At 60.1% G+C, this 20,703-nt stretch carries 20 protein-coding genes; 10 read left to right on the forward strand and 10 right to left on the reverse strand.

What is annotated here, in order from left to right:
* Positions 1–58: 58 nt before the first annotated feature.
* Together H8F23_RS25520 and H8F23_RS25525 are read right to left on the reverse strand one after the other, a co-directional pair.
* Positions 59–826 (reverse strand): TerC family protein, encoded by a 768-nt coding sequence (locus tag H8F23_RS25520; RefSeq protein ID WP_077575185.1) that lies wholly within the window; start codon positions 824–826, stop codon positions 59–61.
* A gap of 85 nt (positions 827–911) precedes the next feature.
* Positions 912–2,219 carry a CitMHS family transporter gene (locus H8F23_RS25525; RefSeq protein ID WP_194936213.1) on the reverse strand — a complete coding sequence of 436 codons (1,308 nt, stop codon included), beginning with the start codon at positions 2,217–2,219 and terminating at the stop codon, positions 912–914.
* 323 nt (positions 2,220–2,542) lie between these two features.
* Here H8F23_RS25525 and H8F23_RS25530 point away from each other — a divergent pair, with 323 nt between their 5' ends.
* Positions 2,543–2,944, forward strand: coding sequence for a GFA family protein (locus tag H8F23_RS25530; protein WP_194936214.1), 402 nt, complete (start codon positions 2,543–2,545; stop codon positions 2,942–2,944).
* Here the strand turns inward: H8F23_RS25530 and H8F23_RS25535 are convergent, their stop codons facing one another.
* Positions 2,945–3,271, reverse strand: coding sequence for a DOPA 4,5-dioxygenase family protein (locus tag H8F23_RS25535; RefSeq protein ID WP_194936215.1), 327 nt, complete (start codon positions 3,269–3,271; stop codon positions 2,945–2,947). It abuts the gene before it with no gap.
* A gap of 83 nt (positions 3,272–3,354) precedes the next feature.
* On the opposite strand from H8F23_RS25535, the gene H8F23_RS25540 reads away from it, so the two are divergent.
* Positions 3,355–4,020, forward strand: a complete 666-nt coding sequence (locus tag H8F23_RS25540) for an NAD(P)-dependent oxidoreductase (RefSeq protein WP_093429526.1) — start codon at positions 3,355–3,357, stop codon at positions 4,018–4,020.
* Between the two features lie 7 nt (positions 4,021–4,027).
* On the opposite strand, the gene H8F23_RS25545 is transcribed toward H8F23_RS25540, so the two are convergent.
* Positions 4,028–4,978 carry a choline sulfate utilization transcriptional regulator gene (locus tag H8F23_RS25545; protein ID WP_194936216.1) on the reverse strand — a complete coding sequence of 317 codons (951 nt, stop codon included), beginning with the start codon at positions 4,976–4,978 and terminating at the stop codon, positions 4,028–4,030.
* 114 nt (positions 4,979–5,092) lie between these two features.
* On the opposite strand from H8F23_RS25545, the gene betC reads away from it, so the two are divergent.
* From betC to H8F23_RS25560, 3 genes are all read left to right on the forward strand, one after another.
* Entirely contained in the window at positions 5,093–6,607 is a 1,515-nt protein-coding gene (gene betC / locus H8F23_RS25550) for a choline-sulfatase (RefSeq protein WP_194936217.1), read from the forward strand.
* 16 nt (positions 6,608–6,623) lie between these two features.
* Complete coding sequence (gene choX / locus H8F23_RS25555) at positions 6,624–7,544, forward strand: choline ABC transporter substrate-binding protein (RefSeq protein WP_194936218.1); 921 nt, start codon at positions 6,624–6,626, stop codon at positions 7,542–7,544.
* A 257-nt stretch (positions 7,545–7,801) separates the two neighbouring features.
* Positions 7,802–9,370 carry a SulP family inorganic anion transporter gene (locus tag H8F23_RS25560; protein WP_194936219.1) on the forward strand — a complete coding sequence of 523 codons (1,569 nt, stop codon included), beginning with the start codon at positions 7,802–7,804 and terminating at the stop codon, positions 9,368–9,370.
* Between the two features lie 91 nt (positions 9,371–9,461).
* Here the strand turns inward: H8F23_RS25560 and aroE are convergent, their stop codons facing one another.
* Positions 9,462–10,283 (reverse strand): shikimate dehydrogenase, encoded by an 822-nt coding sequence (gene aroE, locus H8F23_RS25565; protein ID WP_194936220.1) that lies wholly within the window; start codon positions 10,281–10,283, stop codon positions 9,462–9,464.
* A 9-nt stretch (positions 10,284–10,292) separates the two neighbouring features.
* Entirely contained in the window at positions 10,293–11,207 is a 915-nt protein-coding gene (gene hemF, locus H8F23_RS25570) for an oxygen-dependent coproporphyrinogen oxidase (RefSeq protein WP_099757608.1), read from the reverse strand.
* Positions 11,208–11,357: 150 nt separating this feature from the next.
* Here hemF and H8F23_RS25575 point away from each other — a divergent pair, with 150 nt between their 5' ends.
* Complete coding sequence (locus H8F23_RS25575) at positions 11,358–12,335, forward strand: NADPH:quinone reductase (RefSeq protein WP_099757607.1); 978 nt, start codon at positions 11,358–11,360, stop codon at positions 12,333–12,335.
* Positions 12,336–12,399: 64 nt separating this feature from the next.
* On the opposite strand, the gene H8F23_RS25580 is transcribed toward H8F23_RS25575, so the two are convergent.
* From H8F23_RS25580 to H8F23_RS25595, 4 genes are all read right to left on the reverse strand, one after another.
* Entirely contained in the window at positions 12,400–13,074 is a 675-nt protein-coding gene (locus tag H8F23_RS25580; RefSeq protein ID WP_093429534.1) for a hypothetical protein, read from the reverse strand.
* A 240-nt stretch (positions 13,075–13,314) separates the two neighbouring features.
* Positions 13,315–13,872 (reverse strand): L-threonylcarbamoyladenylate synthase, encoded by a 558-nt coding sequence (locus H8F23_RS25585; RefSeq protein WP_093429535.1) that lies wholly within the window; start codon positions 13,870–13,872, stop codon positions 13,315–13,317.
* A gap of 55 nt (positions 13,873–13,927) precedes the next feature.
* Positions 13,928–15,028, reverse strand: coding sequence for a DNA-processing protein DprA (dprA, locus tag H8F23_RS25590; protein WP_194936226.1), 1,101 nt, complete (start codon positions 15,026–15,028; stop codon positions 13,928–13,930).
* An 80-nt stretch (positions 15,029–15,108) separates the two neighbouring features.
* Positions 15,109–16,134, reverse strand: coding sequence for a LysM peptidoglycan-binding domain-containing protein (locus H8F23_RS25595; protein ID WP_194936221.1), 1,026 nt, complete (start codon positions 16,132–16,134; stop codon positions 15,109–15,111).
* A 160-nt stretch (positions 16,135–16,294) separates the two neighbouring features.
* Here H8F23_RS25595 and def point away from each other — a divergent pair, with 160 nt between their 5' ends.
* Genes def through trkA form a run of 4 tightly spaced genes read left to right on the forward strand, consistent with a single transcriptional unit; the run spans position 16,295 to position 20,551 of the window.
* Positions 16,295–16,801: a peptide deformylase gene (gene def, locus H8F23_RS25600; RefSeq protein ID WP_016984087.1), complete on the forward strand. Its 507-nt coding sequence runs from the start codon at positions 16,295–16,297 to the stop codon at positions 16,799–16,801.
* A 57-nt stretch (positions 16,802–16,858) separates the two neighbouring features.
* The gene (gene fmt, locus H8F23_RS25605) at positions 16,859–17,845 is read left to right on the forward strand and encodes a methionyl-tRNA formyltransferase (RefSeq protein ID WP_194936222.1); all 987 of its coding nucleotides are present in this window, start codon (positions 16,859–16,861) and stop codon (positions 17,843–17,845) included.
* Positions 17,842–19,152 carry a 16S rRNA (cytosine(967)-C(5))-methyltransferase RsmB gene (gene rsmB / locus H8F23_RS25610; protein ID WP_194936223.1) on the forward strand — a complete coding sequence of 437 codons (1,311 nt, stop codon included), beginning with the start codon at positions 17,842–17,844 and terminating at the stop codon, positions 19,150–19,152. The genes fmt and rsmB overlap by 4 nt, the downstream gene beginning before the upstream one ends.
* A gap of 22 nt (positions 19,153–19,174) precedes the next feature.
* Positions 19,175–20,551: a Trk system potassium transporter TrkA gene (gene trkA / locus H8F23_RS25615; RefSeq protein WP_123454924.1), complete on the forward strand. Its 1,377-nt coding sequence runs from the start codon at positions 19,175–19,177 to the stop codon at positions 20,549–20,551.
* The last annotated feature ends 152 nt before the right edge of the window (positions 20,552–20,703 follow it).

The raw sequence follows: 20,703 nt of genomic DNA on the forward strand, positions 1-20,703 counted from the left end.
AGACCGTTATCGCGAGCAGGCTCACTCCTACAAGGGGTGTTGCCTGAAGACTACCGGGTTACTGGCCCGGGATGTCCTTGCGCAGTTTCACCGGGTCTTGCTGCTGTTTTTTCTTGGCCATTGCGCCGCGCAGCTTGATGTTGATCGCTTCCACCGCCAGCGAGAATGCCATGGCGAAGTAGACGTAGCCCTTCGGCACATGCACGTCGAACGACTCGGCAATCAGCACGGTGCCGACCACCAGCAGGAACGACAGCGCCAGCATCTTCAGCGACGGGTGCTTGTCGATGAACTCGCTGATCTTGCCCGAGGCCAGCATCATCACCAGCACGGCCACAACGATCGCCGCAACCATCACCGGCACGTGGGAAACCATACCCACTGCAGTGATCACCGAATCCAGCGAGAAGACGATGTCGATGATCGCGATCTGGATGATGGTGTAAAGGAAGTTGCCACCCTTGCCACCCGGGGTTTCGTCGCTTTCGTCTTCGCCTTCCAGCGCGTGGTACATCTCTTGCGAGCTCTTCCACAGCAGGAACAGACCACCGAAGAACAGAATCAGGTCACGGCCGGAAATGCCCTGACCGAACACTTCGAACAGGTCGGCGGTGAGGCGCATGACCCAGGTGATCGACAGCAGCAACAGGATGCGAGTGATCATGGCCAGGCCAAGACCGAAGATCCGGGTGCGCTGCTGCATGTGTTTCGGCATGCGGCTGACCAGGATCGAAATCATGATGATGTTATCGATGCCGAGGACGATTTCCAGGGCGGTCAGGGTGAAGAAGGCAACCCAGATTTCGGGGTTGGTCAGCCATTCCATGTGTATTCCTTTGAGCAATTGTTAAACCGAAAAAGGTCCGGGCTTCAAACCGCGAAGCCAGGACCCGAAACGGTGAGTCTTGGGCTTATAGAGTGCTGAACACCGGGAAAGTCCCCAACAGCAGTGCAGCAATCAGGATGCAGATACAAACCAGGATCGCCCATTTCAGGGTGAAACGCTGGTGGTCACCGAAATCGATGCCGGCCAGGGCCACCAACAGATACGTCGATGGCACCAACGGGCTCAGCAAGTGGACGGGCTGACCGACGATCGAGGCACGGGCCATTTCCACTGCAGTGATTCCATAGTGGCTGGCGGCTTCGGCCAACACCGGCAACACGCCATAGTAGAACGCATCGTTGGACATGAAGAAGGTGAACGGCATGCTCACCAGCGCCGTGATCACCGCCAGGTACGGGCCGAGGAAATCCGGGATCACCGCCAACAGGCTCTTCGACATCGCATCGACCATGCCGGTGCCGCTCAGGATACCGGTGAAGATACCCGCCGCAAAGATCAGCCCGACCACTGCCAGCACGCTACCGGCGTGAGCCGCGACGCGGTCCTTCTGCATCTGCAGGCAAGGGTAGTTGACGATCATGGCAATACTGAATGCCACCATGAACAGCACCGGCAACGGCAACAGGCCGGCGATCAGGGTGCACATCAGGCCGAAGGTCAGGGCGCCGTTGAACCAGATCAGTTTCGGACGGCGCGCATCGGGGAATTGCGAGACGCTGATTTCGCTGTGATCGATCTCGTCGCCGATCAGGTGCAGCTCACCGAGACGCGCACGTTCACGTTTGCCGTAGAAATAAGCGATAACCAGAATCGCGACCACACCCGCGGCCATCGCCGGGATCATCGGTACGAAGATGTCCGACGGGTCGACATGCAGCGCACTCGCAGCCCGGGCAGTCGGACCACCCCATGGGGTCATGTTCATCACGCCGCCGGCGAGAATGATCAGACCGGCCATGATCCGCGGGCTCATGCCGATGCGGCTGTACAGCGGCAGCATGGCGGCCACGCAGATCATGTAAGTGGTCGCGCCGTCACCATCGAGGGACACCACCAGCGCCAGCACGGCGGTGCCGATCGAGACCTTCAACGGGTCACCCTTGACCAGTTTGAGAATCTTGCGCACGGCCGGGTCGAACAGGCCGGAGTCGATCATCAGGGCGAAATAGAGAATGGCGAACATCAGCATCACGCCAGTCGGCGCGAGCTTGGTGATGCCTTCGAGCATCATCGGGCCGATCTTCGGTGCAAAGCCGCCGAACAGGGCGAAGACGATCGGGATGATGATCAGAGCGATCAGCGCGGACAGGCGCTTGGTCATGATCAGGAACATGAACGTGATGACCATGGCGAAGCCAAGGAAAGTCAGCATGGGAATACTCCAGGCGTAGCGCGGCTAGTTGAGTGAGCGGATCGGGCGGGATCAGCGCAGAACGGGAAGCACGAGACGTACGGGCGGAGTTGAAGCGAGGAGGCGGGCTACAGAGGACATCAGAATCACCATTGTTGTTGTTAATTGGGCCGTTCGTGCGAGGTATCACACGCGTTGGCCAACCGGTCTGTTGCCGGAAGTGGAGGCGATGCTAATCGCGGAAGCTTTCAGCTACCTTTCGCTGAAGAAAGCTTTGGGTGAACGGTCAACCGGTCGTCGGATGCGAACTAAAGTCAATAAACCCGGGAAGGAGGGCGTTCGACATGAGCGAATTGCACAGCGGCGGCTGCCATTGCGGACACATTCGTTATCAGTTCAGCGGGGCGTTGCAGGATATCGCCCATTGCCATTGTTCGATTTGCCGCAAGGTCAGCGGCGGGATTGTCACAACCTGGATCACCGTGCCGGCGGCAAATTTCCAATGGCTGGCTGGTACGCCGGCGCGTTATGACTCATCCGACAGTTGCGCGCGATACTTCTGCCCGCAGTGCGGCGCGCAACTGGCGTTGGTGACGTTGCTCAGCCCACAGAGTATCGACGTAACCATCGCCACCCTTGATCAACCCGAGCTGGCGCCCGCCGAACGACACATCTGGACCGACAGCCAATTGCCCTGGCTGCACCTGGACGAGCATCTGCCGGGCGAAGCCGAAGAAACGCTGTGATCAAAAAACAGACAAGTTCAGCGGCCTGATCGCACCCATCCAGATCGCATGCTCAGTGTGGTCGAGCAAATCATTGCCGGTGTCCGGGTGCAGGAATACCACCAGGCCTTTTCGATTCAGCGCCAGCCATGGCAGCACCTCGCCGATCAGCTCAGGGCCGAAGGCCAACTGGCAACTCCAGTCCGGATGCGGACCGACCGGACGTTCGTGAACACGGCCCATTTTCACTGGAAATAACTGCGCGGCCTGTTCGCACAAGGCCCGTGCCTGTTCAATGGTGCTGGCGTCGAAATAGACGTGGGCGTGGTAGCCCTTGATCGCTTGCATCTGAAGCCCTCGGAAATCGGTTCGAACCCTCGGCATTGCCCGTATGTCACACGCCATACAAGGGATAAGAAAAGGGATCAGCCATGAAAAATGCCGAAACCCCGGCGGTAAAAGTGGTGCTCTATGGTGCCATGAGTAGCCTGGGCAGCGCGTTGATGGCTGAGTTGCTGCGTCGTCAGCATGAAGTCATCGCCATTCTCGACGATCTGACCGCACTTGCGCCGCGTCCCGGACTACGCACCAAGAGCGGCGATCTGTTCGATTCCGAGAGAGTCAATCAAAGTGTGGCCGGCAGTTCGGTGGTCATCTGCTTATTGGATGCGCCAGGTTTGCCCTTCAGCAGCGATCACGTTGAGCGCTCTGTCGTACTCGGCCCCGTCGAGCAGGTGCTGGCCGTCGATGCATTGGTCGATGGACTGCAAGCCGCCAACGTTTCGCGGCTGTTTCTGGTGGGGGATTTTGCCGTACTCGATGAGCCGGACGTCGATGATCGCCTGCAACGCCATGCCGCCGAAGAAATTCGCGAAGCCGTGCAAAGCAGCCCGCTGCACTGGACGCTGGTCAATGCGCCACACGGCGTGGCCGGGCTGACCATTGAGCATTTCAGCCAGGTCGGCGGCAATCTCGAACCGGGTCTGGCCGAGCCACTGGAGCGGCTGAACCGCGTGGCGGTGGGGATTGCCGATGAGCTACGGCTGAATTTGCATGTAGGGCAGCATGTGAATTTCGTTGCGGCTTCAGATTCGTAAACGATCTTCAAACCGCGATCGAAGGCAACGTCAAACCGTTGAGGGATTGCGCGCTGCTCGCCTGTTCCGCCATTAACCAATCGACAAACTGTTGAATCAACGCGCCCCGACGTTTGCGCTGGGGCAGCACCACGTAATAACCGAGGCGCGACAGCGTGGTTTCAGCAATCGGCCGGCATAACAAACCCTGACTAAGCAAGTTATCCACAAGGTGCCGCCAGCCAATCGCCACGCCTTGGCCGCCAATCGCCGCTTGAATCAACAGCGTGTAATTGTCGAAGCGCAATTGCCCCGGCGCCGGCGGTGTATTGATACCGAGTTCACGGAACAGACCACTCCAGTCAAACCAGTTGCTGCTGTTTTCCCCACGCAGGTGCAGCAACGGAAACTCCAGCAGCGCGTGAGCAGGCAAGGGCAGGGCGCGATCCTTGAGCAATTGCGGGCTGCACACCGGGAATACTTCTTCGCTGAACAACCAATGGCTTTCGCCCTGCTTGAAACGCCCATCACCGAACAGGATCGCCACGTCGATATCGGTGCGTAGCATGTTGTGGTTGCGTTCGCTGGTCACCAGGCTGACGTCGACCTGTGGGTTAGCTTCATGAAAGCGGTGCAGGCGCGGCATCAGCCAATAAGCAGCGAAGGCAAAGTCGGTGGCAACTTGCAGGACTTCATGTTGCTGCTGTGCGCTGATCGCGCTCAATCCTGCATCGATATTCTGCAAACCGAGAGTAACTTGCTCAAACAGGATCGCACCGATTTCGGTCAGCTCAATCCCTCGGTAAATCCGATCAAACAGGCGCGTGCCGAGCTGTTCTTCCAGCCGTTTGATCTGCTGACTGATCGCTGGTTGCGTGGTGCCAAGCTCTACCGCTGCTGCAGTAAAGCTGCGCTGGCGGGCTGCAGCTTCGAAGGCGCGCAGCAGGTCGAGCGACAGATCACCCAAGGCTTCATACATAAGCTGTGCTTATCCTAGTCATTGTCCGGCGCGGGCTTTACCGGATAAAGCATGGACTCCATGCTCGATCGCAGCAATGTCGCATAAATATTCACTATGGAATGCCGCGATCACATGAAGCGCAAGAATATTCTTTTCATCATGGCCGATCAGATGGCCGCGCCAATGTTGCCGTTCTACGGCCCATCGCCGATCAAACTGCCGAATCTTTCCCGCCTCGCCGCCCAAGGCGTGGTGTTCGATGCCGCTTACTGCAACAGCCCGTTGTGCGCGCCATCGCGGTTCACCCTGGTCAGCGGCCAGTTGCCGAGCAAGATCGGCGCCTACGACAACGCCGCCGATTTCCCTGCCGATGTGCCGACTTATGCCCATTACTTGCGCCGCCTCGGCTACCGCACCGCGCTATCCGGCAAGATGCACTTCTGCGGTCCGGACCAGTTGCACGGTTATGAAGAACGCCTGACCAGTGATATCTACCCGGCCGATTACGGTTGGGCCGTGAACTGGGATGAGCCGGATGTACGGCCGAGCTGGTACCACAACATGTCTTCGGTGCTGCAGGCCGGTCCGTGTGTGCGTACCAACCAACTCGATTTTGATGAAGAGGTGGTATTCAAGGCGCAGCAATACCTGTTCGATCACATTCGCGAGGAGGGCGATCAGCCGTTCTGCCTTACCGTATCAATGACTCATCCACACGACCCGTACACCATTCCCAAAGCATTCTGGGATTTGTATGACGATGCTGATATCCCGTTGCCTACAACGCCGGATCAACACGAACTCGATCCGCACTCGCAGCGGCTGCTCAAGGTTTATGACCTGTGGGATAAGCCACTGCCTGTGGATAAGATTCGCGATGCACGCCGGGCATATTTCGGTGCATGTAGCTATATCGACGCCAACGTCGGCAAACTTCTGCAAACCCTCGAAGAAACCGGGCTGATCGATGACACAATTATTGTCTTCTCCGGTGACCACGGCGACATGCTCGGCGAAAAGGGCCTTTGGTACAAAATGCATTGGTACGAAATGGCAGCCCGCGTCCCCCTGTTGATAAGTGCTCCAGGCCAGTTCGATGCCGGGCGTGTCAGCGCTGCCGTATCGACCGCAGACCTGTTGCCAACCTTCGTCGAATTGGCCGGCGGCACGCTGCAAGCCGGCTTGCCACTGGATGGCCGCTCACTGGTTTCGCACCTGCGAGGGCAGGGCGGTCATGACGAAGTGTTCGGCGAATACATGGCCGAAGGCACCATCAGCCCGCTGATGATGATCCGTCGCGGCGCGTACAAATTTATCTACAGTGAAAGCGACCCTTGCCTACTCTTCGACGTAAATAACGATCCGCATGAACTGGAAGAACTCAGCCAATCGCCGCAACATCGCCTGCTTTTCGACGATTTTATCGCCGAAGCACGGGCCAAATGGGACATTCAGTCGATTCACCGGGAGGTCCTCGCGAGCCAGCGCCGCCGCCGATTTGTCGCCGACGCGTTGACCATCGGCAAGCTGAAGAGCTGGGATCACCAGCCACTGGTGGACGCCAGTCAGCAATACATGCGCAACCACATCGACCTCGACGATCTGGAACGCAAAGCACGTTATCCACAACCCTGCCAAAACCAATAATGTTAAGGGGAAGTCCATGCGTAAGTTATCCACAGTAGTGACGGTCGGCCTGCTCGCGCTGAGCAGCGCCTCGGCCTTCGCTGAGCAAAGCTGCGACACCGTGAAAATGGCCGATCCGGGCTGGAGCGACATCGCCGCGACCAACGCCATCACCGGGTTTCTGCTGGATGGCATGGGCTACAAGGCTAAGGTCGACACCCTCGCGGTGCCGATCACCTTCGGTGGTTTGAAGGACGGCCAGGTGGACGTGTTCCTCGGCAACTGGATGCCGGCGCAGCAGGGTTTCTATGACAAGTTCGTCGCCACCGGCGATGTCACGCAACTGGCGAAGAACCTCGACGGCACCGAATTCACCCTCGCCGTGCCGGACTACGTGTGGGACGCGGGTGTGCATAACTTTGCCGACCTGAACAAATATGCGGACAAGTTCGAGCGCAAGATCTACGGCATCGGTTCGGGCGCGCCGGCGAATATTTCGTTGCAGGAAATCATCAAGAAGAACGACTTCGACATGGGCCAGTGGAAGCTGATCGAATCCAGCGAACAGGCGATGCTGGCTGAAGTGTCGCGGGCGGTGAAGAAACAGAAATTCGTCACCTTCCTCGGCTGGACGCCGCACCCGATGAACGTGCAGTTGAAGATGCATTACCTCAAGGGCGGCGAGAAGTATTTTGGCGATACCGGCAGCGTGTTTACGTTGACGCGCAAGGGCTACGCCGAAGCCTGTCCGAATGTGGGTAAGTTGCTGACCAATCTTTCGTTCACGCAGGAGATGGAGAACAGCATCATGGCTGAGGTGGTGAACAAGAAGGTCAGCAATGCCGAGGCGGCGAAGGCGTGGATCAAGGAGAATCCGGCGGTGTTGGACAAGTGGCTGGATGGGGTGAGGACCGTAGATGGCAAGGATGCGTTGGTGGCGGTCAAAGCCAAGCTCTGATCGTGGGATTGCTGGAATTGTGCACTGCTTGAGATTTTTGCCCCCTCACCCCAGCCCTCTCCCCCAGAGGGGGCGAGGGGGAAAGGGAGCCGATATTTTTTGGATTCGAGACCTGAGTTCGACGCTGATTCCTCAGGTCGATGTAGCGAGTCCGATCACCTCGGTCAGTCCCCTCTCCCTCTGGGAGAGGGCTAGGGTGAGGGGCCTTTCCCCTGACACCCTGATAACCTTGAACAAAACCCCAACCGCGAGGACCCATGGCCTTCCCCAGCCGCCACTCTCTCTTGCCCTTCCTCACCTGGCTACCGCGGCAAACCCGCGCCAGCGTCGGACGGGACCTGATCGTCGGCCTTAGCGGTGCGATTCTCGCGTTACCCCAGTCGATTGCCTACGCGCTGATCGCCGGTCTCCCACCTGAATACGGCCTCTATGCCGCAATCATCCCGGTGCTGATTGCCTGCCTGTGGGGCTCGTCATGGCATTTGATCTGTGGCCCGACCGCGGCGATTTCGATCGTGCTGTACGCCAGCGTCAGCCCTTTGGCCGTACCAGCATCGCAGGACTACATCACGCTGATCCTGCTGCTGACCTTCCTCGCCGGGCTTTTCCAGTGGCTGCTTGGCTTGCTGCGCTTCGGTGCGCTGGTGAACTTCGTTTCGCATTCGGTGGTGCTGGGGTTCACCCTCGGCGCGGCAGTGGTGATTGCCATCGGGCAGTTGCCTAATCTTTTGGGACTCGAGCTGCCGGCCAAAGCCACGGCGCTGGCCAGTTTGATGGATCTGCTGCAACACCTCAGGGCTGTGGATAAACCTTCGTTGGTACTCGGTGTGGCGACGGTGGTTGTCGGTGTGGTGTTGAAACAATTGCTGCCGCGCTGGCCGACGCTGTTGATAACCCTCGCTTTGGCCAGCCTGCTGGTGTGGCTTTGGCCGGCGATGTTCGGCCACGTGCATCTGGTCAGCGCCTTTGTCGGGCGTTTGCCGCCGTTCAGTGGATTGCCGCTGGATCTGGATCTGATTTTACGTCTGCTGCCCAGCGCCGTGGCGGTGGGCATGCTCGGACTGGTCACCAGTCTGTCGATTGCCCGCTCGATTTCGGCGCGGTCGCAACAGCTGCTCGATGCCAATCAGGAAGTCCGCGCGCAGGGCTTGTCGAATATTGTCGGCGCGTTTTTCTCCGGATCATTGTCGGCAGGCTCGTTTACTCGCTCGGGGTTGAGTTATGAGGCAGGCGCCTGTTCGCCACTGGCCGGGGTGTTTTCGGCGATCTGGGTCGCGCTGTTCGCGATATTCGGCGCCGGGCTGATCGCGCACATTCCGATCCCGGCGATGGCGGGGAGCATTCTGCTGATTGCCTGGGGACTGGTGGATCACCGCGGCATTCGTGCCTTGTTGCGGGTCAGTCGCGCCGAGTTCGTGGTCATGGCGCTGACTTGTCTGGCGACGTTGCTGCTGGAGTTGCAGACTGCGATTTATGCCGGTGTGCTCGCATCGCTGTTCTTCTACCTCAAGCGCACTTCGCAACCGCGCGTGCAGCACTGGCGCGACGGCGAAGACGATGTGTTGCGTGTCGGCGGATCGATCTTTTTCGGCGCCAGCCATTACCTGCAGGTACGCCTGCAACGGCTGCACGGCTCGCGAGTGGTAATTGAGGCGCAGCAGATCAACTTCATCGATTATTCGGGCGTGGAGATGCTGCATCAGGAGGCGCGGCGCTTGCTTAGCCAGGATCGCAGCCTGACCTTGCGCCGGGCGCGGCCGCAGGTGGTGGAGGAGCTGAGGAAGCTGGAAGGGCCGGAGAAATGTCCGATCCGGTTTGAGGATTGATCAAAGACCGGCGGTGCGGCCATTCGCGAGCAAGCTCGCTCCCACATCTGATCGCATTCCACTGTGGGAGCGAGCTTGCTCGCGAAGCTTTTTAAAGGGCCAGTTGTCGACGCAACTCTGTGAGCACGGGCGCAGTGTCCGGGCGCACACCACGCCACAGGAAAAAAGCCTCAGCCGCCTGCTCGGCCAACATCCCCAAACCATCCATCGCCACCGCCGCGCCATGCTCACTGGCCCAGCGGCAAAACGCCGTCGGCTCTTTGCCGTACATCATGTCGTAGCACAAGGTCTTGCCCGGCTCGATCAGGCTCGGTGCAATCGGCGGCACATCACCAGTGAGACTGGCCGATGTGGCGTTGATGATCACGTCCACCGGCTCGCGCAACCAGTCGAAACCACTGGCCGAGACCGGCCCGAGGTCGCAGAACAACTCCGCCAGCAACTCAGCCTTGTCCACCGTACGATTGGCGATGATCACCGACGCCGGTTGTTCCGCCAGCAACGGTTCCAGCGCACCGCGCACCGCACCACCGGCACCGAGCAGCAGAATGCGTTTGCCAGTCAGGCTGAACCCGGCGTTCACCGTCAGATCGCGCACCAGTCCGGCGCCGTCAGTGTTATCACCGAGCAGTGAGCCGTCGGCCAGTTTGCTCAAGGTGTTCACCGCACCGGCCCGTTGTGCGCGAGCGGTCAGGCTATTGGCCAGACGATAGGCGTCCTCCTTGAACGGCACGGTGACGTTGGCGCCGCGACCTTCCTGGAAAAACGCCGTGGCGCAGTTGGCGAAATCTTCAAGCGGCGCCAGCAAGGTGCTGTAGTCGAGGTGCTGGCCAGTCTGCTCGGCGAACAGCTTGTGAATCATCGGCGATTTGCTGTGGCCGATCGGGTTGCCGAAAACGACGTAACGATCCATCAGATGTCCTCAGGCCTCGGCCAGCCAGTCGCGGTCTTGCAGGAAGTACTCGGTCAGGCGTGCTTCTTCGCTGCCAGGCTCGGCTTTCCAGTCATAGCCCCAGCGCACTTGCGGCGGCAACGACATCAGGATCGACTCGGTACGCCCGCCCGATTGCAGGCCGAACAGCGTGCCACGGTCATACACCAGGTTGAACTCGACGTAGCGGCCACGGCGGAACTCCTGGAATTCACGCTGCTGAGCGGTAAACGCATCGTTTTTGCGGCGCTGCACGATCGGCAGATAAGCATCGATGTAGGCGTCGCCGATGGCCCGCATAAAAGCGAAGCTGGTATCGAAGTCCCACTCGTTCAGGTCATCGAAGAACAAACCGCCAATGCCGCGCGGTTCGTGGCGATGCTTGATGTGGAAGTAGGTGTCACACCAGGCCTTGTAGCGCGGGTAGACGTCCGGGCCAAACGGCGCGCAAGCCTGCTCGGCAACGCGGTGCCAGTGAACGCAATCTTCTTCATTGCCGTAATACGGGGTCAGGTCGAAGCCGCCGCCGAACCACCAGACCGGCTCTTCACCCTCCTTCTCGGCGATGAAAAAGCGCACGTTGGCGTGGGACGTCGGCACATGCGGGTTGTGCGGGTGGATCACCAGCGACACGCCAAGGGCTTCGAAACCGCGGCCAGCCAATTCCGGGCGATGGGCGCTGGCCGACGGTGGCAGACCACTGCCGAAGACGTGGGAAAAGTTGACACCGCCCTTTTCGATTACCGTGCCGTTCTCGATCACGCGAGTACGACCGCCACCGCCGGCGGGCCGGGTCCAGGCGTCTTCGACGAAGCGCGTGCCGCCGTCTTCGGTTTCGAGAGCCGCGCAGATGCGGTCTTGCAGGTCGAGCAGATAGGCCTTTACGGCGTCGGTGCGGGTCGTCATGGCTTCACCTTGAATCGGGCGGCGCCCCGGCAGACGGGCGACGCAAATGGGCGCGTAGCATACCACCGCACAACAGCCCGCCGCAGTTGACGAAGATCAAGCATGGGAGTTGGATAGGGGGCTCACAAAAGACCCAAGGAGAGCAGGCAGATGGCAAAGCGTATCCAGTTCCGCGCCCACGGCGGCCCCGAAGTGCTCGAATATGTTGATTACCAACCCGCCGCGCCCGGCCCCAATCAAGTCCGCGTGGCTAACAAGGCGATCGGCCTGAACTTCATCGACACCTATTACCGCAGCGGTCTGTACGCGCCGCCTGCCTTGCCGTCCGGCCTGGGTGCTGAAGGTGCGGGGATCGTCGATGCCGTGGGCAGCGACGTCACCCGGTTCAAGGTCGGTGATCGCGTGGCCTATGGCAGCGGCCCGTTGGGGGCCTACAGCGAATTGCATGTGCTGCCCCAGGACAATCTGGTGCATCTGCCCGACGAAATCAGTTTCGAAACGGCTGCCGGTGTAATGCTCAAAGGCCTGACCGTGCAATACCTGCTGCGCCAGACCTATGAACTCAAGGGTGGCGAAACCATTCTGTTCCACGCGGCGGCCGGCGGTGTCGGTTCACTGGCCTGCCAATGGGCCAAAGCGTTAGGCGTGAAGCTGATTGGCACCGTCAGCTCCAAAGAGAAAGCCGAACTGGCCAAGGCCAATGGCGCCTGGGCGACGATCGATTACAGCCACGAAAACGTTGCCCAGCGCGTGCTGGAATTGACCGATGGCAAGAAAGTCCCGGTGGTCTATGACGGTGTCGGCAAGGACACTTGGCTGACGTCCCTCGACAGCGTGTCGCCGCGTGGCCTGGTCGTGAGCTTCGGTAACGCTTCCGGCGCGGTGGACGGCGTGAATCTGGGAATTCTCTCCGCCAAGGGTTCGCTGTACGTGACCCGGCCGACGCTGGCGACTTATGCCAACAACGCCGAAAACCTGCAGCGAATGGCCGATGAGCTGTTCGAGATGATCATCAGTGGCAAGTTGAAGGTGGATGTCAGCCAGCGTTATCCACTGGCTGATGCGGCGAAGGCGCAAACCGAACTGTCGGCGCGGCGCACTACCGGTTCCACCATCCTGCTGCCTTGATACCTCCCGGCGTCCTGCCAGTCAGGGTTTCAGAACCATGACTGGCAGGACGCTTCGAGCGTGTTCAGTATTGCGGTGGATGAGCCGCCAACGGTCTTGGCGCCCAATGACCGACCGTCGCGGAATCAGGCTGTTGCAACGCGGCGAGGATTTGCCGCCACTCGGCTGACAACACCCAGTAATCCCCGCGTGCGCGCTGTTCGATATGCAAGGGATTGGAGGCGACCGGCATCAGACCGAAACGCTGGTACAGGCGCAGCTGCGATGCCCTGCACAACGCGGTGACACCTAAATAGCCCTGTTTTATGGCCCACTCGGCAGCGGCCGCCAGCAGACTGTCGACGGCAATGGGCTGTTGGCTGGGCGCGTACGAGATCAAGCGACTGAGTTCGACATGGCGTGACAACGCCACCGTGGGCGAAACATGTTGCTGCGCCAGTGATGCCCACTCGAACGGCGCCGGAGTGGCCCTCAATACCGCCAGCAGTTGCTCGTGCCGATACAGCAGAAAGTGGGTACTGCGCGACCGTGTCGCCAGTCGGGTTTCGAGCATCCGCGCCCTGGACGTCAGCATGTAATGCTGCAGCCGAAGCCGAAATTGCCGATCGATAAACCGATCGAACACCTGGGTATCCGACCCCGCTTCAAGCATCACGATACGGCAACCCTCCTGATGACTGTTTAACGTCACCTGGAGCGCCTGCAGGTAATCCGTGAGTTGCAAATCCGTAGTGTCCATTCTTTCTCCGCAGACCTTAACTTATCGAAGTGTTTCGAGTGCAGGGAAAGGATGGTTGCTTTTGGCGATACCGCCACGAAACGCGGTCTGATAATCAGGTGGGAAAATTCATTTAATTCAGCTAGTTGACGATTTTTCCGACGCAACAACCAGCATCATTGCAGGATAAATCGCAGGCACGTGTAGTACTCCTCGCCATCAAAGCGAGGAGTACTCACGTTACAAATGTTCGAGGCTGGATCAGTCGGGACGAATGACTTTGCCGGTCGCCAGATCACGGATCACGCTGGGGTTCTTGCGCCCACCCAGTTGCCCGCCCAGTATCAGATCGATCTGCCCACGGAAATACTGCTCGACACGCAATCGCGTGCGCGCCGCCGGGCGGCCCTGCGGGTTGGCTGAGGTCGAAATCAACGGCCCGACCATCGAGCACAGATCGCGTACTTGCGGATGATCACTGACCCGCAGTGCGACGGTATCGTGCATGCCGGTCACCCATTCCGGGAGCAAGCCCTGATGCGGCACCAGCCAGGTGTTCGGCCCCGGCCAGGTGCTGGCCATGCGGTCGATCCATTCTTGCGGGAAGTCTTCGAACAGGAAGTCGAACTGGCGAATGTTGTCGGCAACCAGAATCAGGCCTTTGACCACCGAACGATTCTTGATCGCCAGCAACCGATCCACGGCCTCTTCGTTCCATGGGTCGCAACCCAGCCCCCAGACGGCTTCGGTTGGATAGGCAATCACCGCCCCGGCGCGAATCTCTCGTGCGGCTTGTTGCACACGCCAACTGTTAACCATGAAAAAACTCTCCGCAAACAGGTTTCGCGCAGTTTACCGATCTTCCTTGTAAAACCTAGCGTGTCCTGGCCAACCAGCGACCGTTTTCGCACACTGCACGGCCATCCATTTCCAGTTCGGTGAGTGCCGCCAGCACTTTGGGCAATGTCCAGCCGCTGCTGTCAGCCAAGCCTTCGCTGGTGTGCGGGGCGGCGTGGAGCAGGCTGAGCAACGGGTGATCGACGTTCGCCGTGTCATTGGATAGCGGCAGATGCTGCCAACCGCGCAGGGCTTCGAGGATGTGCTCGATGGTTTCCACCAGCACCGCGCCATCGCGGATCAACTGATGGCAACCGCGTGCACCGGGGTGATGGATCGAACCGGGAATCGCGTAAACCTCGCGTCCCTGTTCCGCCGCCAGCCGTGCGGTGATCAGCGAACCGCTGGCGACGCTGGCCTCGACCACCAGCACGCCGAGGGACAAACCGCTGATGATGCGGTTACGTCGCGGGAAGTTGCTCGCGGTCGGCCCGGCATCCAGCGGAAACTCGGAAAGCACTGCGCTGCCGCACGCAATCATCGCGTCAGCCAAGCGGCGGTTGCGCTGTGGATAAAAATTTTCCAGCCCCGTGCCGAGGACACCGACCGTCAACCCGCCAACATCCAGCGCGGCCTGATGCGCAGCGGCATCGATACCCAGTGCCAATCCGCTGGTGATGACAAAACCGGCACCGGCAAGGCTGCGGGAAAACGCTGCGGCAGTATCCATGCCCGGACGCGATGCCCGGCGACTGCCAACCATCGCCAGTTGCGGTTTTTCCAGAATCTGCGGATCACCGGCCACGAACAACATTGGCGGCGGGTCGGGAATCTGCGCCAGTAATGCGGGGTAATCGGCTTGGTCCCACATCAGCAAATGCTGATCCGGCCGCTCTAGCCAGCGCATTGCATGGCTGGCGCCGTCGCGAACTTCGGGGCAGCGCCGCGCTTCGGCGCACGCCGCCGGCAAACCGAGAGAACGCCAGGCACTGGCCGGCGCGCTGATGGCTTTGGAGGCCGAGCCGAAGGCTTCGAGCAATTTGGCAAAACGCTTCGGGCCGACATCCGGCAAGCGGTGCAGGCGCAGACGCGCTTCCAGTTCCGCCGGGGAAACCGGCGTACAAACAGGCAACATGATGGATCATCCTTGATCGTTATAAGCCCCGAACCATTCGGAACAAGCTGTGGATAACTCTGTTGGTAACTTGTGAAGCACGCTTACGGATTGCGCACCTTGTCGAGCACCGCCAGCGAGCGCGATGCGTTAAGAACGAGGCCATAACTGAGTTTGTCGTAGGTGCGGAACACCATCAGCAGCCCGGCGCGTTCATCAGGAATTTTCAGCGGCTGGCCAGTGATGCGGTCGCGCACGGTTTCACCGGTTTTCATTACCACCAGCACGTTGCCTTCGGCCAGACCGTCGCGCTTGCCCTTGTTCAAGGTGACCACGTCCATCACGCCAATCTGGGTGACACCGCGCGGCACATCGATGATCACGCCGTTGATCTTGCTGGTGGGCGCGCTGGGCATGAAGGTCGAGTTGATCGAACGCTCCTCGCCGCTGAACAAGCGATCGCCGAGGCGCACTTCCTGCGTGGTGCGTTGCAGCGCGAGGGTGGCGACGTCGCCTTCGGTCGCAACGATTTCACCGCCACCAATGTCATCGGCATTGATCCCGAGAAACTCCTTGGTCTCAGGATCGGTGTAGACCTTGCCCTGACGGAAGATGCCGTAGACCGGTTGATCAGGATCAAAATGGCCGCGCGCGAAGATCCGGTCACCGGTACCGCTGAGCACGCGTTCGGCATCGCCGGCGACGATATACGGCGCCTTGTCGAAATCCTCGACCTTGTCGACGATGCGGTTGCTCAGCAGAAAGCTGTTGATCGATTTCAGCGGAATGCTCGGAATCGCCTCGGCCACCGGGCTGGTGCGAATGCGTGGCGAGAGCTTGATGGTGCCGCGCGACTCGCCGCGATTAAGGGTCAGACGTGGCTGGCCATCGACATAACTGAGCGTCAGCGTGTCGCCGGGATAGATCAGGTTGGGGTTTTCGATTTGCGGGTTGGCCCGCCACAGTTGTGGCCACTGCCAGGGCTCGCGCAGGTATTTGCCGGAAATGTCCCAGAGCGTATCCCCCGAAACCACCGTGTATTGCTGTGGAAAACCATCCCTGAGTTGCACTTGCCCTTGCGCCACGCCGGCCGAAGCCAACAGCAGCAGGGCGAGTAGTGTTTTCCTCATGCAGTGAATCCCTTTATCATGTGCATTCGCGTGAACCGTCAGAGCCCCCGTGGCTCGCTTGTGCAAAATGCACAAGCTACGCTTCACAACGGTAGCCTGCATCTTCGGACCTGCCAGGCCATCGCCCGACTTTACTCAACGTGTGCAGCAATCAAAGCCTATGGCCATTTTAAACATCCTCGAATTCCCGGACCCGCGTCTGCGCACTATCGCCAAACCTGTGGCTGTAGTGGACGACGAAGTGCGTCAGTTGGTCGATGACATGTTTGAAACAATGTATGAAGCGCCGGGCATCGGCCTTGCCGCGACCCAGGTCAACGTGCACAAACGTATCGTCGTGATGGACCTTTCCGAAGACCGCACCGAACCGCGGGTGTTCATCAACCCCGAGTTCGAATCGCTGACCGACGAAATGGACCAATACCAGGAAGGCTGCCTGTCGGTACCGGGTTTCTACGAAAACGTCGACCGCCCGCAGAAGGTCAAAATCAAGGCGCTGGACCGCGACGGCAAGCCCTATGAGCTGATCGCCGAAGGCCTGCTCGCGGTGTGCATCCAGCACGAATGCGACCACCTCAACGGCAAATTGTTCGTCGATTACCTGTCCACGCTCAAACGCGACCGGATCAAGAAGAAACTGGAAAAGCAGCACCGCCAGAACGCTTGATGCCCCTCTTCAAAGGCTTGCTGCGGCAAGCCTTTTTCTTTTTATGAGACTCCCTTCATGACTGAGCCACTGCGCATCGTTTTTGCCGGCACCCCGGAATTCGCCGCCGAACACCTCAAGGCCCTGCTGAGCAGCCCTTACGAGATCGTTGCGGTCTACACCCAACCGGATCGTCCGGCCGGTCGCGGGCAAAAACTGATGCCGAGCCCGGTCAAACAGCTCGCGCTGGAAAATAATATCCAGGTGTTGCAGCCGCCGACGTTGCGCAACGCTGACGCCCAAGCTGAACTGGCCGCGCTGAAACCGGATTTGCTGGTGGTGGTCGCCTATGGCCTGATCCTGCCGCAAGTGGTGCTGGATATTCCGCGTCTGGGCTGCATCAACAGCCACGCCTCGTTGCTGCCACGCTGGCGCGGTGCGGCGCCGATTCAACGCGCTGTGGAACACGGTGACGCGGAAAGCGGCGTGACCGTGATGCGCATGGAAGCCGGCCTCGACACCGGACCGATGCTGCTCAAAGTCGTCACCCCGATCAGCGCTGAAGACACCGGCGGCAGCCTGCACGATCGCCTCGCCGAAATGGGCCCGCCAGCCGTGGTGCAAGCGATTGCCGGCCTGGCCGCTGGCACGCTGGAAGGCGAAGTGCAGAACGACGAGCTCGCCACTTACGCGCACAAGCTGAACAAAGACGAAGCGCGCATCGACTGGAGCCGTCCGGCGGTTGAGCTGGAACGTCTGGTTCGCGCCTTCAATCCATGGCCGATCACCCACAGCACCCTCAACGGGGAAGCAATGAAAGTGCTGGCGGCTCGAGTGGTTGATGGCGTTGGTTCGGGTTCTGAGATTTTTCCAATAGGCGGACCCGGTGAAATCCTCAGCGCCAGCAAGGACGGCCTGATCGTCGCGTGCGGTGAACAAGCGCTGTGTCTGACCCGCCTGCAATTGCCCGGCGGCAAGGCGTTGAATTTCAGCGACCTGTTCAACAGCCGCCGTGAGAAATTCGCCGTCGGCACCGTGCTTGGCGCAGCGGTGGACGCACAATGAATCCGCGTCTGGCCGCCGCCAAGGCACTCGCCGCTGTCCTCAGTGGCAAAGCCTCGTTGAATAGCTCCTTGCCGACGCAATTGGACAAGGTCGAGGATCGCGATCGCGGCTTCACCCAGGATCTGGCGTTCGGCACCGCGCGCTGGCAGCCACGCCTGTCGGCGCTGGCGGAAAAACTCCTGCAGAAACCGTTCAAGGCTGCCGACGCCGATGTCGAAGCGCTGCTGCTGGTCGGTCTCTACCAATTGCTCTACACCCGCGTGCCGGCCCACGCCGCCATCGGTGAAACCGTCGGTTGCGCCGACAAGTTGAAAAAGCCTTGGGCGAAAGGCCTGCTCAACGCCGTGCTGCGTAACGCCCAGCGGGAGAGCGAAACGATCTTCGCCGAGCTGGAACGCGATCCGGTGGTGCGCACCGCTCACCCGCGCTGGCTGCAGAAATCCTTGAAGGCGTTCTGGCCGGAACAGTGGGAAGCCATCTGCGAGGCGAACAACGCGCATCCGCCGATGATCCTGCGGGTCAACCGTCGCCATCACAGTCGCGATGCTTACCTCGGTCTGCTGACTGAAGCCGGGATTGCTGCAACGCCATGCGTGTACAGCCGCGACGGCATCATCCTCGAAGCCGCCGCCGACGTGCGCAGCCTGCCGGGTTTCGCCGAAGGCTGGATCAGCGTGCAGGACGAAGCGGCGCAACTGGCCGCCGATCTGCTCGATCTGGCGCCGGGCCAGCGCGTGCTCGACGCCTGCTGCGCGCCGGGCGGCAAGACTTGCCACATCCTCGAAGCCGAACCGGCGCTGGCCGGTGTGGTGGCGGTGGACCTGGAAGCCAAGCGTCTGGTGCGGGTCAAGGAGAACCTTGAACGCCTCGGTCTCAACGCCGAACTGATCGCCGCCGACGGCCGCGATACCGCGAAATGGTGGGACGGCAAACCGTTCCAGCGCATTCTGCTCGACGCACCATGCTCCGCCACCGGTGTGATTCGCCGTCATCCGGACATCAAGCTGACCCGTCAGCCGGACGACATCGTCGCCCTCGCGCAACTGCAAGGCGAACTGCTCGACGCGATGTGGAAAACCCTCGAAGTCGGCGGCATCCTGCTGTACGCCACCTGCTCGACGCTGCCGACCGAGAACACTGAAGTCATCGCTGCGTTCCTCGAGCGCACCCCGGGTGCCCGCGAACTCGATCTGGCCACCACAGCCGGAATCAAACAGCCCCATGGTCGCCAATTGCTGGCCCAGCAGGGTGGCCATGACGGGTTCTACTACGCCAAGCTGATCAAGATCGCTGCCGCGCGCGGCTAAACGGATTCAACGGAGTGACTGGATGAAAATCATCATCCTCGGTGCGGGACAGGTCGGCGGTTCGCTGGCCGAGCATTTGGCCAGCGAGGCCAACGACATCACGGTGGTCGACACCGACAGCGAGCGCCTGCGCGACCTCGGCGACCGCCTCGACATCCGCACCGTGCAGGGCCGTGGCTCGCTGCCGTCGGTGCTGCGTCAGGCCGGCGCCGACGACGCTGACATGCTGGTGGCGGTAACCAACAGCGACGAGACCAATATGGTCGCCTGCCAGGTCGCCCACACGCTGTTCCACACGCCGACCAAGATCGCCCGGGTACGCGAAGCGTCCTACCTCAATCGCGAGGAGCAACTGTTCCAGAACGAAGCGATTCCGGTCGACGTGTTGATCAGCCCCGAGCAAGTGGTGACCAACTACATCAAGCGCCTGATCCAGCATCCGGGCGCGTTGCAGGTGATCGACTTCGCTGAAGGCGCGGCGCAACTGGTGGCGGTGCGCGCCTATTACGGCGGGCCGCTGGTGGGTCAGCAACTGCGGCAGCTGCGTGAACACATGCCGAACGTCGAGACCCGCGTCGCAGCGATTTTCCGCCGTGATCGGCCGATCCTGCCCCAGGGCGATACGGTGATCGAGGCCGATGACGAAGTCTTCTTCATCGCTGCCCGTGAGAATATTCGCGCGGTGATGAGCGAAATGCGCCGTCTCGATGAAACCTACAAACGCATTGTCATTGCCGGTGGCGGGCAGATCGGCGAGCGTCTGGCCGAGGCCATCGAAAGCCGTTATCAGGTGAAGATCATCGAGATGAATCCGGCGCGTTGTCGTTATCTCTCCGACACCCTCGACAGCACCGTGGTGTTGCAGGGCAGCGCTTCTGACCGTGATTTGCTGCTGGAAGAGAATATCGCCGACGCCGACATTTTTCTCGCGCTGACCAACGATGACGAAGCCAACATCATGTCGTCGCTGCTGGCCAAACGGCTGGGGGCGAAGAAGGTCATGACGATCATCAACAACCCGGCCTACGTCGATCTGATTCAGGGCGGCGACATCGACATCGCCATCAGCCCGCAACTGGCGACCATCGGCACCTTGCTGGCGCACGTACGTCGTGGCGATATCGTCAGCGTGCATTCATTGCGTCGCGGTGCCGCAGAAGCGATCGAGGCGATTGCTCACGGTGATGCGAAGTCGAGCAAGGTCATCGGCAAACCGATCGAGAAGATCGGCCTGCCGCCGGGCACCACGATTGGTGCGGTGATCCGCAATGAACAAGTGATCATCGCCCACGACGACACGGTGATCGAAGCGGGCGACCATGTGATTCTGTTCCTTGTGGATAAAAAGCATATTCGCGATGTGGAGAAGCTGTTTCATGTGGGGTTGAGCTTCTTCTGATCCTGATTGATCGTTCCCATGCTCCGCGTCACTAGTGTCCGGTAAAACCTGTTTCAAGCAGAAGGCAGCCTTGAGCTGCCTTCTGCTCCGTTCGCTTCTGCCTTCGGTGCTCAAGATGTTCAATGCTTGATGGACGTTCGAACAACGTGTGG

Origin of the sequence: Pseudomonas neuropathica (assembly GCF_015461835.1) — a bacterium.
GTDB classification, from domain to species: Bacteria; Pseudomonadota; Gammaproteobacteria; order Pseudomonadales; family Pseudomonadaceae; genus Aquipseudomonas; species Aquipseudomonas neuropathica.